This window comes from Vibrio sp. 1CM7H (assembly GCF_023161645.1).
GTDB lineage: Bacteria > Pseudomonadota > Gammaproteobacteria > Enterobacterales > Vibrionaceae > Vibrio > Vibrio diabolicus.
On sequence record NZ_JALNTV010000001.1, the window covers coordinates 1,002,385 to 1,016,256 of the forward strand.

The following is a 13,872-nucleotide window of genomic DNA, read 5'->3' on the forward strand; positions in this document are numbered from 1 at the left end:
CAGGCAATTTCCTAAACTAGCTCGTAAATTGAGGTTAATACAATGAAAAAACTCGCTCTTATTTCTGTAGTAGGTTTGGCATTGTCTGGTTGTGGTGGTTCAGGTGGTGGCAGCAATAGCGATAGCACACCAACTCAACCAGTAGTGAAACCAAGTGTAGCGATTGGCTCTGTTGAAGCGGTCAACGCTGAAGAAAACACGTTAACCGTCAATAGATATACATACCATGTGTCTGGGGTGGTTTATGGCGATACATCAATGCAATTAGCCGATGTAGAACCCAAAATGATGGTTCAAGTAGGAACAGATGTTCGTAAAGCGTCTGACGATGGCTTCTTAGTAACACTTGAGCCAACCATTACCGGACGTGTTACAGCAATTGATTATGTGAAGAAAACATTTACGGTAAACGGCGTAGATCTGCAGTTTGACGGTTTAAGTGATGATATAGAGATCAACGACTGGGTGATGGTGTCATCCTTGCCGACTGCGGATGCGGGTTATCGAGTGTTGTCTGTGGTCGAAATCGACGTAGATAACGATTACCCAACTCTTGGAAGCTACTACGAACTGGAAGGTCGCATTACTAGTATCGATGAAAATGCTGGCACGTTTAAGCTTGGTACAAATATAACCGTATCTTACGACAACATTAGCCAACTTAGCACCGGCCAATGGGTGGAAGTAGAAGGTGAAATGCAAAACGGCGTCTTCATGGCAAATGAGGTAGAAGTTGAAGGCTACGACGTCATAAGCAATGACAGCGATGTGGAAGGCATCGTGACTTGGGTTGCAAATGATTACAGTGAGTTTTCATTAAACTACCGAGGTGCATTCTTCATCGATAACGCAACACGATTTGAAGATGGCAGCAAAGCGAACCTAAAACAAGGCCAAGAAGTGGAAGTAACGTCTGTCATGAAAAATGGCAAACGCATCGCTACCGTTATTGAGTTTGAGCAACCAGACTTTGACGATAACAACCAATGGCAAGGTAAAGAATTTGAATGTGAAGGATACGTATCAAACTACGATGCTGAAGCAAGAACATTTGACATCGAGCGTTGCGAAAACGACGCAGATCAATTGCTAAACAACACGACCGTTGTAATTGATGCACAAACACGCTTCCAAGGCATCGAAGAACTTAACCTAAATGGTGCTCGTGTCGAAGTCGATGGTGTAATCATCAACGACCAAAATATTGCCCGTGAAGTGGAGTTGGACGTTTACGACAACTGATACCTTCTACGCTAAAGAAAAAGTGTCACTTCGGTGGCACTTTTTTGTTTTTCTATTTTTAAATCCTCTCTCTTCTTTTGGCTCACTTTAGTAGCGAAACCTTACAGTAAAAAAAGAGCGCCGATTGACGCTCTTTCCGATCTCTAATTGATAACCAATTATGCGGCCTTTGTCTGACCTATCCAATGATAATGGTGGTTGGCTTTTTTACCCACTAAACCGAGCTCTGCCAATTCCTCAAACACCTTGTCTACCTCTTCCGCAGATAACCTAAATTGTTTGGCAACGGCTTTTTTTGTGCACGTAATTTGATGCGTTTTAAGTGCATCGCTCACTTGCTCTAACAGAGTTTTCGGTTCTTTTGGCTCTTCAGGCTCCGGCGTTACTGGTATTTCTTGCTCTTCCTCCTCTTTGATATGAGGAAGATATCCCGCTGGCTCTGGATCGATATCGCGAACCGTTTTCAGTATCATGCCCTCATTTCGGCGATAGAAATGTCTGAACCGTTGCTCTTCACCAATCAGGCCGACAAAAAATGCAGCAAAGAAATCCAACAGAATCGAAAGAAATACAACCAAGCCAAGCTGAGCTTGCTGAGAGGTAGTACCAAATGCGTTAGCTAGGCTATCAATCAAACCAATCACTGAGCCTTGCGTGACCGGTGGTAAGCTATCGCGTTCCATAGCCAAGCGTTGCTGCTCTTCGCGTAAGGTTTTGTTTTGCTCCTGAATGCGAGTTACACCGGTCGCGATACGCTCCATCTCGATGTATTTCTGCGCCGCCATATTGTTGAGCTCAATCTGTTTATCGATTGCCGCAATCTGGCGATTAAACGCTTCCACTTTCGCCTGCTCTACCGAAATATGACTTTGTGCGCTGTTTGTTGCACTGTTAATGCCACCAATACTACCGCCAATGGAGATCACAGCTAAGACTAAATAAAACACGAGAGCGGTTGCCGCCCCTGTATAGTTGCGATGGGCTCGGCGCTCACCGTATTCATACCAAGCGTAGAACTTACCCGCTTCAAAAATAATCGCTAAACCACCAAATAAGGTTTGCATCATCGGGTTTTCGTCGATCGACAAAAACAGCAATAGAGAAAAAATAGTCGATGCTAAAATCGCAGCACCAGTGAATGCGTATACACTCACCATGGCAAATCGACCTTTAGGGTATCGATATCCAATCTGTTGTTCGTATTTCATTTGAGAAATTTCTTAAGATTAATCGTCCCTCCGACTAAGTAGGACGGACGTTCTGGCATGTACAAAGGAGCGCAGAATACCGTATCCTTTATTAAATTACTGTCATAATTCCGTTAATGGAAAACAAGTGAAGATTCGGTGTGCATTTTGAATCGATATCAGCCAAATCTAGCACGTAAAAACACCACTTCGGCACCCACTAACCGAAGTTTCAGTGACATATAAGAGAGATTAATTCAGTATCTTCAAAAGCGACTAGGCAAGACAGACAAGCTGAATTGGAGGTTATGAATGCAAGCCGAATCAAGACATGCCATCTGCCGTAACACGTTGCTTTAAATAGTAAAGAGCCAAGACATTAAAGCGTTAATAACAGGCAACAAAACAAATAATGCACACTTGCATCACCTTTTAGTAAACTGATAATTACATTGTTTGGTTAATTTGTTAGTATCCCGCGCCGAAGAAGATAAGCACTCAATTGTATGGAAAACACTCTAATACAGCATAAACACCATCGCTTGCACGCTATTGCGGTTATTATCGCGGTGTTGTTTCAGTTGTATTTAGCGTCCACAGCGACTCTTAACCCAACACAAGTTCACAACACAACCTGGCTTAACAAAGTTCAAAGTGAAAAGGTCTTACTGTGTACCGCAGATGGTTTCAAATGGGTGGATATCAATACGCTGATTGAAGCTAACGCTCAACCTTCTTCTACGCTCATTCAAGATCTTAATTTACATGAAGGCTTTCAGTTTGAGTGTCCGCTTCTTCAAGCGGTTCAATTCTTTCTTTTGGTTGCGATTGGGCTATACCTGACTACCATCCATTGGCAGCACCGAGTCAAGAAAGCTCTGACGCCTTACCGATTTTCAAAATGCGATAAGCTCGTTTACAAACACATCGCGCCTAAGCACTCTCCGCCGAGTGTTTTTCCTGCCTAACAGGCATCTAATCATTAACAACTTTATTCAAAAATAACGATGACTCTGTTTGTTGTCCATTCAGAGAAGCTATTCATTCAAAAGGAAAAACACATGCTTAAATCATTAAAAACCGCCGCTATCGCGCTTATTGCTGTCATCGCTAGCCCACTGAGTTTAGCGCACGATTATGAAGCAGGAAAAATTCATATCGACCATCCATGGAGCCGCGAAGCGCCACCAAACGCACCTGTTATCGGTGGTTTTTTTCAATTAACCAACCACGGTGACAGTGAAGATGCATTGATCGCAGCAGAAAGCCCAATCGCAGGACATGTCGAAATTCACACGCATAAGAAAGAAGATGGTGTGATGAAAATGATTAAGATTGACGAAGTGCGCGTTCCCGCCAATGACTCAGTGTTGTTTAAGCCAGGCAGCTTCCATTTAATGATTTTCAATCCAACACAAGCGCTCAAAGAAGGTGACCGCTTCCCTATGACGTTAACATTCAAAAACGCGGGTAAGGTGGAAATAGAAATGGCGGTTGAAAAACAAGGACACATGGAAAAACACATGCACCATTAATGACGTAAACAAAAATGCCCGCTGATTTAGCGGGCATTTTTATTTCAGCTTAGTAGAAATCATTATTCCGATAGATCATAACCCGATTCTTCAGAAGAATAGCAGCGACTAGCGCTTAGCGAGACGAAGTCATATACATAACAGCATGCTCGGACAATAAATTCTGAATCACGCTCGTCCCTCATTGTTCAGAATGACATTGAAAGATTTAAGAACCCTAACAAGGTTCCCTACTCGCATGAAACTCAATCTCTCAGCGAAGTCTTCCAACCATCATTTGATAAGCCTAAGCGAAGTCATAAATTTGGTAACAATGCCCATAGCGCAATTAGTTTTCTTTCTACTTGAAACAGACCTCAGCCCAACGAGCTAGGCCAGCAGTTACCGAGCCAAAATAATTTCCACTGACGACCGGAATATTTGGCAGTACGGTTTGCACCGCATCGCGCAAAATTGGCGAGCGTGCCGAACCACCAGTCATAAAGATAGCATCGGGTTTCACCCCAGCTTGCTCTACCGCTTCTGTCACCAACGCCGTCATTTTATTCTTCGGCGACTGAATCGCTTCGATCATTTCGTCTCGTTGCACATCGACTTCAATCAGTTCTGACAGTAAGTTGATGCCAGTTCGGTAAGAAGCTTGTTCTGAAAGCGCCACTTTCGCTTCTTCGGCACGGCGAACAATGTTGTAGCCTAAAGACTCATGATACACCTCTAGCAAACGAGCAAGCTTTTCTGGCTCTTGAGCCTGCTTTTGAAGCAACTTCAACGCGGATAGGTTCTCTCGCGAATAGAAATCACTCTGCGCTTCTACATTGTTGATTGCTATCGGGTTCCAGAATTGGGTGGTCGGCATCACAATACCTGACTCCATTTTGCTTTCCATGCCAAACGGGAACATGAGCTGCTTAAATGCTAACGCGATATCAAGATCATTCCCGCCGACGCGCTGGCCACTATGAGCTAACAAGCTTGCGGTCCTATCCGCTTTGCCACGCCAAGACGGCCCCATTTGAATCAACGAGCAGTCCGTTGTACCACCGCCAATATCGACCACTAGAATGGTTTTGTCTTCGCTGAGTGTCGCTTCATACTCTAGGCCCGCCGCGACAGGCTCAAACTGAAACTCCACATTTTGGAAGCCCGCACGTTTCGCTGCCCGCAACAAAATACGTTCAGCCTGAATGTTAGCCGTTTCACCGCCACGCCCATGGAAGTTAATTGGCCGGCCGATAACAGCATCGGTAATACTTTGCTGCGCATCGTTTTCGGCTTGCGACTTAATATTGTCCATCATCGCGCAGACAAGATCTTCGAAGAAAGCCAATTGCACGTCACGCAAACCAGAAGCGCCAAGAAAAGACTTCGGCGACTTTACGTAATAGATATCACGAGGATCTTCCAAATAAAGATTAAGCGCCGCCTGACCAAATGCAATGTCGTCAGATTCGAGATCAATACTTTCTTCTCTGTTTAAATTGATTGCCCGGCGTAAAACCTGCTCACCAACTTGATCTAATGGTTTAATATCTCGATGGCGAAATAAGTGCTCGGATACCGATTCACGAGTCGGTGCAGCAAGGGTGGAAGGAATAAATGGACTGCTCCCTTCTAGGTTAAGCATTACTGGCTCACCCGATTCCATTTTTGCCACTGAACAGTTTGCAGTGCCATAGTCAAAGCCGATAAACATAGTTCCTCCCACTAATAAGGGCCTGTAGACCGTTAAAAAGCCGGCAATGCTAACTTAATGGCATAGGAATTACTATCCTAAAATCGTGTGTAATTTAACGTGGCAAGTCTATCTAAGGTTTATTGCTCTCTTTTTTCATAGATGGCAAAACAACCGCAACCAATAACGCTAATAATAAGAATACAGGAGTAAGCGTTAATCCGTGCCAGATCGAATAACCGTCATGGAACAACCAGAAAATACCAACTGTCAAGAGATACGCAAAGTAACTGCAAAACACTAAGCTAATCGCAACAAAGCGCGTTCGATTGATAATAAGAATCCGCACTAGATACTGACTAAGAATACCAGAACAGTGCATGGCAAGCTGCCAATTGATGATAAAGAAAGCAAGCGCAATAAACCCTGCAACCACTAGTGAATCGTGAGTATTTAAAATAAAGTAGCTACCAAATCGGCTTATGATGATCGGGTAATCCCCTTCATATACTGTTGACCAAGATATCGCATTTGCTGCTGCAATATAATTCGCAAAATAAGCGATGGCGTAAAAAGTCGTTTGAGAACTGAACGGCTGAAATACATCCGTACAATATCCTCGCCATTCTTCTTTGTTGGCTGTAGGTCCAACCCAGTTACGTTTTTGATGAGCGACGCGCTCGGCGAATGCAGGTCCGTTGCGAAACAACAACCAAAATATATACAGTGAAAGTATGACCAAGAGTATCGAAAACATACCCTTCCCCCTCAGAAATTATCGGCTCCACTGCCAATGGCGTTGGGGTCGTAAACTGCACTTCCCTGCTATACCTATTTCATTTATCTGAACTTATTATTTTATTGCTGCCAAAACTTATTTAACGACATGCTAAACAGAAACATGGTCTCACTTGATGTTTAAGCTCAAAAACCTACTTGTAGGTTTAGCACACAAAAACAGGGCCTGCAGAATGGAGAAAAGGAAATCGCGACTTATTAACGAACATGAAAACGCTAACTTGCTACGGTGACCGCGATGAGGGGAGAAGCATTCAAAGCGGTCATACATGCGGGAGGAACAGCTATTTCTCTAGCTTCTCTTCAAATACACCAATCTCTCTACCCAGCCAAATCGCGCGTTCCGTATGATCGAGCAACTCTTCTTCACTCACAGGATGGATAAGCACAGAAAAATCACCTCGAATTGTATCGAGCCAAGCCAAAAACTCTTCACTCAATGACTCTAGATGAATTTCAAACATCGGCATTTTATGTGGGCCAACCAATCTTCCAACCAAAGGAAACACACGCAGCACATCTTGACGCTCTTGACGGATGATCTCGTTCAAGGCTTGCGCTTTATCTTGTTCTCTTAAAGGAAAATAAACATGAGCGTGATACATAATTTCTCCATAATCACTTCGACTTGAGCGCCATCTACTGCTGATAAGCTCAAGGACCGCCGAGGGTATACATTTGTAATGCCGTCACCCTACCTTGATTCCACTCTGTTGGGAAGAAGTTATGTATTCTCATAAGGCCGGAGTTTCGGGCACAACAAAAAATCTCAATACAACACATAACAACTACTTGAGTTGATTCATTAATAATGACTCACTTTGTCAAATTTTACAGCCAAATTTTGTTGCAAATATGTTTCATTAACCAGTAATTAAATTCGAGTTTAAAAATGCCACCAACAAAATAACAGCATATTACTCTACCAAATCAAGGTGTAAGCAAAACTTTACTACTGGGCGAAAGTCAAAATGAAGCACAATTTAACAATTTGTTTACACTTATTGTATCTGGCTATACCACGATTTAGTTAGAGGGTTAGATGCAGAAAAAATGTTTCTCTGTGTCTTGCGATGAAATAGCCGCAGCGGTGTTATCGGAAAATAGTTTAAAGGACGTACAGATGCCTACAGCTATAGAAAACACAAGCAACCTTAGGTATGGCCTTTGCGCTGATATCAGAGTTTGAGTACCCATACAAACTCTGGTTTGATATGAACAGCTGCAGTCCAAAAGACACGCAGCGTCAAAAGGAGCTTGAGATGAACGTTCAGGCATTACCCATGCATCGGTTTATCGACCATCATGGGGACCTAGTCGGCCAACTACCCAACTGGGCTGACACTGAAACTTTGGTCGGGTTTTACCGAGACATGGTATTGACTCGCACTTACGACAACAAAGCCGTTGCGTTGCAACGCACCGGCAAGTTAGGGACCTACCCTTCGCACCTAGGTGCTGAAGCCATCGGCATTGCGGTCGGCAGAGCGCTGAAAGCCGATGATGTATTTGTCCCTTATTATCGCGATATGCCTGCAATGTGGTGTCGTGGTATTGGCATGGAGAAGAATCTTCAATACTGGGGCGGTGATGAGCGCGGTAGTGATTTTGCTCCTGAGGGCAGCCCAATTCCTAGCCGAGATCTTCCATTCTGTGTCCCCATTGCGACGCAATGTACGCACGCTGTCGGGGTGGCTTCCGCATTGAAAATTCAAGGTAACCATGAAGCTGCGCTAGTCATGTGTGGCGATGGCGGTACATCCAAAGGGGATTTTCTAGAGTCAATAAACTGTGCGGGTGCTTGGAATATTCCACTTGTTTTCGTCGTGAATAACAACCAGTGGGCAATTTCAGTGCCGCGTAGCCTTCAATGTGCTGCCGATTTCTTATCAGAAAAAGCGCAAGGCGCTGGTATACCGGGCATTACGGTAGATGGTAACGATGTCGTCGCCGTTTATGATGCAACCAAGACCGCACTTGAGAGAGCGAGAAAAGGGAAAGGCGCAACACTCATCGAAGCGGTCAGTTACCGATTAAGTGACCACACTACGGCCGATGATGCGACTCGTTATCGTAAAGAGGACGATGTTCAAACCGCATGGCAATACGAACCTATAGCACGTCTTAAAACGTATCTCCTTAATCAAGGTGCTTGGAGCGATGAACAAGAGCAACAATGGCTAGAATACTGCAAGGAACAAGTGGAACTGGCAGTTGAGCGCTACCTCAGCTTACCGTCACAAGCACCAGAAACTGGGTTCGATTATTTGTATGAATCGCTTCCCCAAGAGCTTCACGCTCAAAGAGATGAACTCATCAACAAAGCAATGCGAATGCAGGGAGGCAAACATGGCTGAGCTAACGTTAGTTGAAGCAGTAAACCTTGCTCTGCACCACGAAATGCAACAAGACCAAAATGTTGTCGTGTTAGGTGAGGACGTAGGTGATAATGGTGGCGTATTCCGTGCCACCGTAGGGCTCAAACAAGAGTTTGGTCTCAAACGAGTGATCGATACGCCCCTAGCTGAAGCGTTAATCGGCGGTGTTGCGGTCGGTATGGCAACGCAAGGATTACGACCTGTCGCCGAATTTCAATTTCAAGGTTTTGTTTTTCCGGCAATGGAGCACTTAATGTGCCACGCGGCACGCATGCGTAACCGAACTCGCGGTCGGCTCACTTGTCCCGCGGTTTTTCGTGCGCCATTTGGCGGCGGTATCCACGCTCCAGAGCACCACTCAGAAAGTGTAGAGGCGCTATTTGCGCACACTGCTGGCTTTAAAGTAGTGATTCCTTCTTCACCTCAACGCGCATACGGCCTGCTTCTCGCCGCGATTCGAAGTAATGATCCTGTCATGTTCTTCGAACCGAAACGCATTTATCGAACCGTAAAATCTGACGTCGTTGATAATGGCGAAGCACTTCCACTCGACACCTGCTTCACCTTACGTAAGGGGCGAGATATCACGCTTGTTACTTGGGGCGCATGCGTCGTAGAGTCACTTCAAGCCGCACAGACCTTATCTAGTCAAGGAATTGAAGTCGAGGTGATTGATTTGGCGAGCATTAAGCCAATTGATACCGCAACGATTTTCAGCTCACTAGAAAAAACCGGACGTTTACTCGTTGTTCATGAAGCGAGTAAAACTTGTGGTGTGGGCTCTGAGCTTTTAGCTCGAACAGCCGAACACGCCATGTGCTTACTAAAAGCCCCACCTAAACGAGTAACTGGAATGGACACCATTATGCCTTATTACCGTAACGAAGATTATTTCATGGTTCAGGAAGAAGACATTGTGACCGCAGCGCGCGAACTCGTGGAGGATTGGAAATGAAGACGTTTAACTTACCCGATCTCGGCGAAGGCCTCGCTGAATCAGAAATTGTAAAATGGCACGTTAATGTCGGTGACATGGTTAAGTTGGATCAAGTGATCTTAACTGTCGAGACAGCAAAAGCGACGGTCGACGTTCCCGCCCCCTACTCGGGCCGTGTAGTCAGCCGCCATGGGGAAGAAGGTGATATCGTCAATATTGGCGCATTGCTACTCGAAATTGACGAAACTGGCGCAGAGCGCGGGGCAACGGTAGAGAAAAAAGAGACCGCTGACGCCGCAACAGTTGTCGGCAATGTTTCTCATCAAGCGCATCACGTTAACGTCGATGACTTCTGGATTGGAGGCAATCACAACACGACTGAGAGTAATCTAGTTACTGCTCTACCCTCGGCTCGTCTATTGGCACAAAAACTTGGGGTAGATCTTAATCTCGTGTCAGGCAGTGGTCCAAACGGTCTTATCGTTGATGCCGACATTTACGACGAAGCCGGGAAACAGCGTCCGGGCACAGAAGTATTGAAAGGCGCTCGACGTACCATGGTGTCCTCGATGACTGAGTCACACGAGCACGTTGCTGCCGTGACCATTACAGAAGAAGCGTTGCTGGAAGACTGGCTGCCTAACGAAGACATCAGTATCCGTCTGGTTCAAGCGATTGTTCATGCATGTCAGGAAGAGCCTGCTTTAAATGCTTGGTTTGATGCAGAAACCATGACGCGTTGCGTGCACAATACAGTTAATCTTGGTATTGCTGTAGATAGCCGTCATGGCTTGTACGTCCCCGTATTGCGCCACGCAGATGAATACGAGCCACAAGATGTTCGTCGTTGGCTCGATCAAACTGTTGAAGGGATCAGAGAGAGAAAGATCGGTCGAGAGCAATTACAGCACGCGACGATTACGCTTTCCAACTTCGGAGCGATTGCCGGCATTTACGCGACACCTGTCGTCACACCTCCGCAAGTCGCTATTGTTGGTGCTGGTCGAATACTCGACCGAGTGGTGATAAGAAATGGTCAAGCAATTTCGGTGAAAGCAATGCCGCTATCCGTAACGTTTGATCATCGCGCTTGTACTGGTGGTGAAGCAGCAAGGTTTACTAAAGTGCTTGCAGAACACCTGCAACGCCCGAGCGAAAAGTAACTGGTAAAAACCAAATGATAAAGGCTTCCAGTTCGGAAGCCTTTTGTTTGAGAGAACAGATTATATCTACAGCTTCGCTAGCAACTCCGGCATCACCTCAAATAAATCGCCGACCAACCCATAGTCAGCGATGTCAAAAATAGGCGCATCGGGATCGCTGTTAATTGCGACAATCACCTTTGAGTCTTTCATTCCCGCTAAATGTTGAATAGCACCAGAAATTCCTACGGCAATGTATAATTCAGGTGCAACAATTTTACCGGTTTGCCCGACTTGATGGTCATTAGACACATAACCCGCATCGACCGCCGCTCGGGACGCTCCTACCGCTCCACCTAGCTTGTCAGCCAATTGTTCGACTAAAGCAAACTTCTCTTTACTCCCGAATGCACGACCACCCGATACCACTACTCTAGCCGCTGGCAATTCTGGTCGCTCACTTTCTGGCGTTTGCTGCGAAATAAACTCACTAAGTTTGTTGATAATCACTGTATCGACTTGAGTAACCTTAGGGACAACTGGCGTGTCTGACAGCTCTAGAGCATCAAAAGCCGTACTTCGTATGGTCATCACTTTAAAGGGATCGTTCGACGTGACTGTAGCCAATGCATTCCCGGCATAAATTGGACGAATCACCGTATCGATAGACTCGATTGTCATCACGTCCGAAAGTTGCCCTACATCGAGCAACGCCGCCACGCGAGGCATCACATTCTTACCAAACGTGCTGGCAGGAGAAAGAATGTGTGAGTAATTTTTGGCTACTTGTGAGATCAAAGGCGCAATGTTTTCCGCTAACCCATGCTCGTATTCCTTCGCGTCAACCCAGATAATTTCTGCAACGCCCTTAACACACTTCAACTCATCCAAAACCGATTGGCACTGATAACCAATAAGCAATACAGACACAGGAAGCGATTTATCACCATCCTTGATATCAAATGCCGCTTTAATTGCACACAGCGTCCCTACAGCCAAGGACTGGTTGTCATGTTCCGCAATGACAAGTGTTGCTAATGGTCGGTCGTCCATGGTCATGCCTCGTATAACACGTCAGATCCATTACTTGAGCTTAGTTCACTTCACGTTAACGTCAACTGAGCTATATTTTTCTGTATAGAAACCAAAAACCTGTCACGCAGATGACGATAATAGAAAGGAAGCAGATAGATGGAACGAGAATGCATGGAGTTTGATGTCGTGATCGTGGGAGCCGGACCTGCGGGCTTAAGTGCCGCTTGTCGCCTAGCCCAACTCAACCAAGACAGTGAAGGTGACGCACTTTCAATTTGCGTTGTAGAAAAAGGCTCAGAAGTGGGCGCACATATTTTATCTGGCGCTGTTTTTGAAACTAGTGCCTTGGATGAACTTTTCCCCGATTGGAAAGAAATGGATGCCCCGCTATCAGCCTCAGTTCAGCAAGACCATTTCCTTTATCTTACTACTGAGCAAAACCATATTCGCGTCCCTCATTTCCTTACGCCACGTCCAATGATAAATGGCGAAAATAATTATGTAATTAGCCTTGCCAACCTTTGCCGTTGGCTCGCTAACCAAGCAGAAAGTCTTGGGGTGGAAGTTTTTCCTGGCTTTGCCGCTGCAAACATCAATTATGATCAGACTGGTGCCGTGACAGGCATTAATACGAGCGATATGGGACTAGATAAGAACGGCCAAGCCAAACCTAACTTTGAGCCAGGTATCGAGCTAAAGGCAAAATACACCCTTTTTGCTGAAGGTTGTCGCGGACATCTGGGTAAAGAACTTATTCAAAGGTTCGACCTAGACGCAGGCAAGCAACCTCAGCACTACGCGCTTGGCTTAAAAGAGATATGGGAATTACCCTCTGACAGCAAGGATGTATCTGGCAGTGTTATCCACTCCGCTGGCTGGCCTTTGAGCGAGACAAATACCACTGGCGGCGGTTTTCTATATCATATGGAAAACAACCAAATCGCGGTCGGTTTGATCGTAGATTTAAACTACAGCAACCCTTACTTAAGCCCGTTTGACGAGTTTCAACGCTTTAAGCATCATCCAGCTATCAAGCAACACCTAAAAGGTGCCCAACGTATCGCATATGGTGCAAGAGCCATTGCAAAAGGTGGACTTTCTTCTCTGCCGAAACAGCAATTCCCCGGCGGTTTATTGATTGGTTGTGATGCAGGGACTTTGAATGTCGCTAAAATTAAAGGCAGCCACACAGCCATGAAATCCGGAATCATTGCAGCAGAAGCTGTATATACCGCCCGACAAACTGGAGCTTCTGAGCCAGACTACCAGTCATTGTTTGAATCATCATGGTTGTATGACGAGCTCACCGAAACACGTAACTTTGGTGCGAACATCCACAAGTTTGGCAGCATACTGGGCGGTGCACTTTCGACATTTGAGCATAACCTATGGCAACCACTGGTTAAGAAGCCGTTACCTTGGACTGTCAAGGACTATTCGTACGATCACGAACAGTTAAAACCTAAACAAGAGTGCCAACCAATTACATACCCAAAACCAGATGGTGAAATCAGTTTTGATAAGCCTTCGTCGGTATTTTTGTCGGGAACACAGCACGAAGAGAACCAACCTTGCCACCTTGTTCTGACTTATCCTCACATTCCAATTGATGTGAATTTGGGTATGTATGACGAACCGAGTCAGCGCTATTGCCCCGCTGGGGTTTACGAAGTGGTGGAAGTGGACAATAAGTTGAAGTTTCAGATTAATGCCGCCAACTGCGTGCATTGCAAAACCTGTGATATCAAAGACCCTTCACAAAACATCACATGGAAAGCGCCAGAAGGCGGTGGCGGACCAAGCTATCAAAACATGTAACCAAAGAACCACTTAAAGTGCAGAAGCAGTGCATTTACTACTGCTAATTTGTAAAGTGGTTAAGCAAAAAGTCGGTAGCTAACAGCGGCAGATAAAGAAAAACAGCACCTGATGATTCAATCAGGTGC

At 45.4% G+C, this 13,872-nt stretch carries 12 protein-coding genes; 7 read left to right on the forward strand and 5 right to left on the reverse strand.

What is annotated here, in order from left to right; all coding sequences use genetic code 11:
- The first annotated feature begins 42 nt into the window (after positions 1-42).
- The gene (locus tag MSG33_RS04370; protein ID WP_248379995.1) at positions 43-1,242 is read left to right on the forward strand and encodes a DUF5666 domain-containing protein; all 1,200 of its coding nucleotides are present in this window, start codon (positions 43-45) and stop codon (positions 1,240-1,242) included.
- A 158-nt stretch (positions 1,243-1,400) separates the two neighbouring features.
- Here MSG33_RS04370 and MSG33_RS04375 read toward each other — a convergent pair whose 3' ends face one another.
- A complete protein-coding gene (locus MSG33_RS04375; RefSeq protein WP_248379997.1) occupies positions 1,401-2,450 on the reverse strand; it encodes a Preprotein translocase subunit SecY in 1,050 nt (349 codons plus the stop codon).
- Between the two features lie 485 nt (positions 2,451-2,935).
- Here MSG33_RS04375 and MSG33_RS04380 point away from each other — a divergent pair, with 485 nt between their 5' ends.
- Together MSG33_RS04380 and MSG33_RS04385 are read left to right on the forward strand one after the other, a co-directional pair.
- Entirely contained in the window at positions 2,936-3,397 is a 462-nt protein-coding gene (locus MSG33_RS04380) for a hypothetical protein (protein WP_248379999.1), read from the forward strand.
- Positions 3,398-3,490: 93 nt separating this feature from the next.
- Positions 3,491-3,964 (forward strand): copper chaperone PCu(A)C, encoded by a 474-nt coding sequence (locus MSG33_RS04385; RefSeq protein WP_248380001.1) that lies wholly within the window; start codon positions 3,491-3,493, stop codon positions 3,962-3,964.
- Positions 3,965-4,304: 340 nt separating this feature from the next.
- On the opposite strand, the gene yegD is transcribed toward MSG33_RS04385, so the two are convergent.
- The 3 genes from yegD to MSG33_RS04400 form a co-directional block, all read right to left on the reverse strand.
- Positions 4,305-5,657 (reverse strand): molecular chaperone, encoded by a 1,353-nt coding sequence (yegD, locus tag MSG33_RS04390; RefSeq protein WP_006742470.1) that lies wholly within the window; start codon positions 5,655-5,657, stop codon positions 4,305-4,307.
- 112 nt (positions 5,658-5,769) lie between these two features.
- Complete coding sequence (locus tag MSG33_RS04395) at positions 5,770-6,393, reverse strand: hypothetical protein (RefSeq protein ID WP_005395624.1); 624 nt, start codon at positions 6,391-6,393, stop codon at positions 5,770-5,772.
- A 325-nt stretch (positions 6,394-6,718) separates the two neighbouring features.
- Positions 6,719-7,039, reverse strand: coding sequence for a DOPA 4,5-dioxygenase family protein (locus MSG33_RS04400; protein ID WP_005375836.1), 321 nt, complete (start codon positions 7,037-7,039; stop codon positions 6,719-6,721).
- Positions 7,040-7,696: 657 nt separating this feature from the next.
- On the opposite strand from MSG33_RS04400, the gene pdhA reads away from it, so the two are divergent.
- From pdhA to MSG33_RS04415, 3 genes are read left to right on the forward strand one after another with little or no spacing between them, the layout of a single operon-like run.
- The gene (gene pdhA, locus MSG33_RS04405; RefSeq protein ID WP_012842500.1) at positions 7,697-8,791 is read left to right on the forward strand and encodes a pyruvate dehydrogenase (acetyl-transferring) E1 component subunit alpha; all 1,095 of its coding nucleotides are present in this window, start codon (positions 7,697-7,699) and stop codon (positions 8,789-8,791) included.
- Positions 8,784-9,767 carry an alpha-ketoacid dehydrogenase subunit beta gene (locus MSG33_RS04410; protein ID WP_104972702.1) on the forward strand — a complete coding sequence of 328 codons (984 nt, stop codon included), beginning with the start codon at positions 8,784-8,786 and terminating at the stop codon, positions 9,765-9,767. The genes pdhA and MSG33_RS04410 overlap by 8 nt, the downstream gene beginning before the upstream one ends.
- The gene (locus tag MSG33_RS04415) at positions 9,764-10,912 is read left to right on the forward strand and encodes a dihydrolipoamide acetyltransferase family protein (protein WP_047009272.1); all 1,149 of its coding nucleotides are present in this window, start codon (positions 9,764-9,766) and stop codon (positions 10,910-10,912) included. Before MSG33_RS04410 ends, MSG33_RS04415 begins: the two co-directional genes overlap by 4 nt.
- Before the next feature lie 66 nt (positions 10,913-10,978).
- Here MSG33_RS04415 and MSG33_RS04420 read toward each other — a convergent pair whose 3' ends face one another.
- Positions 10,979-11,944 carry an FAD-binding protein gene (locus tag MSG33_RS04420; protein ID WP_248380003.1) on the reverse strand — a complete coding sequence of 322 codons (966 nt, stop codon included), beginning with the start codon at positions 11,942-11,944 and terminating at the stop codon, positions 10,979-10,981.
- Positions 11,945-12,082: 138 nt separating this feature from the next.
- Between MSG33_RS04420 and MSG33_RS04425 the strand changes: the two genes are divergently transcribed.
- Entirely contained in the window at positions 12,083-13,744 is a 1,662-nt protein-coding gene (locus MSG33_RS04425; RefSeq protein ID WP_248380005.1) for an electron transfer flavoprotein-ubiquinone oxidoreductase, read from the forward strand.
- Positions 13,745-13,872 lie beyond the last annotated feature (128 nt).

Bases quoted from the DNA above. Each gene is read 5' to 3' on its own strand.
- MSG33_RS04370 (WP_248379995.1), top strand. From the start codon at position 43: ATGAAAAAACTCGCTCTTATTTCTGTAGTAGGTTTGGCATTGTCTGGT.
- MSG33_RS04375 (WP_248379997.1), bottom strand. From the start codon at position 2,450: ATGAAATACGAACAACAGATTGGATATCGATACCCTAAAGGTCGATTT.
- MSG33_RS04380 (WP_248379999.1), top strand. From the start codon at position 2,936: ATGGAAAACACTCTAATACAGCATAAACACCATCGCTTGCACGCTATT.
- MSG33_RS04385 (WP_248380001.1), top strand. From the start codon at position 3,491: ATGCTTAAATCATTAAAAACCGCCGCTATCGCGCTTATTGCTGTCATC.
- yegD (WP_006742470.1), bottom strand. From the start codon at position 5,657: ATGTTTATCGGCTTTGACTATGGCACTGCAAACTGTTCAGTGGCAAAA.
- MSG33_RS04395 (WP_005395624.1), bottom strand. From the start codon at position 6,393: ATGTTTTCGATACTCTTGGTCATACTTTCACTGTATATATTTTGGTTG.
- MSG33_RS04400 (WP_005375836.1), bottom strand. From the start codon at position 7,039: ATGTATCACGCTCATGTTTATTTTCCTTTAAGAGAACAAGATAAAGCG.
- pdhA (WP_012842500.1), top strand. From the start codon at position 7,697: ATGAACGTTCAGGCATTACCCATGCATCGGTTTATCGACCATCATGGG.
- MSG33_RS04410 (WP_104972702.1), top strand. From the start codon at position 8,784: ATGGCTGAGCTAACGTTAGTTGAAGCAGTAAACCTTGCTCTGCACCAC.
- MSG33_RS04415 (WP_047009272.1), top strand. From the start codon at position 9,764: ATGAAGACGTTTAACTTACCCGATCTCGGCGAAGGCCTCGCTGAATCA.
- MSG33_RS04420 (WP_248380003.1), bottom strand. From the start codon at position 11,944: ATGGACGACCGACCATTAGCAACACTTGTCATTGCGGAACATGACAAC.
- MSG33_RS04425 (WP_248380005.1), top strand. From the start codon at position 12,083: ATGGAACGAGAATGCATGGAGTTTGATGTCGTGATCGTGGGAGCCGGA.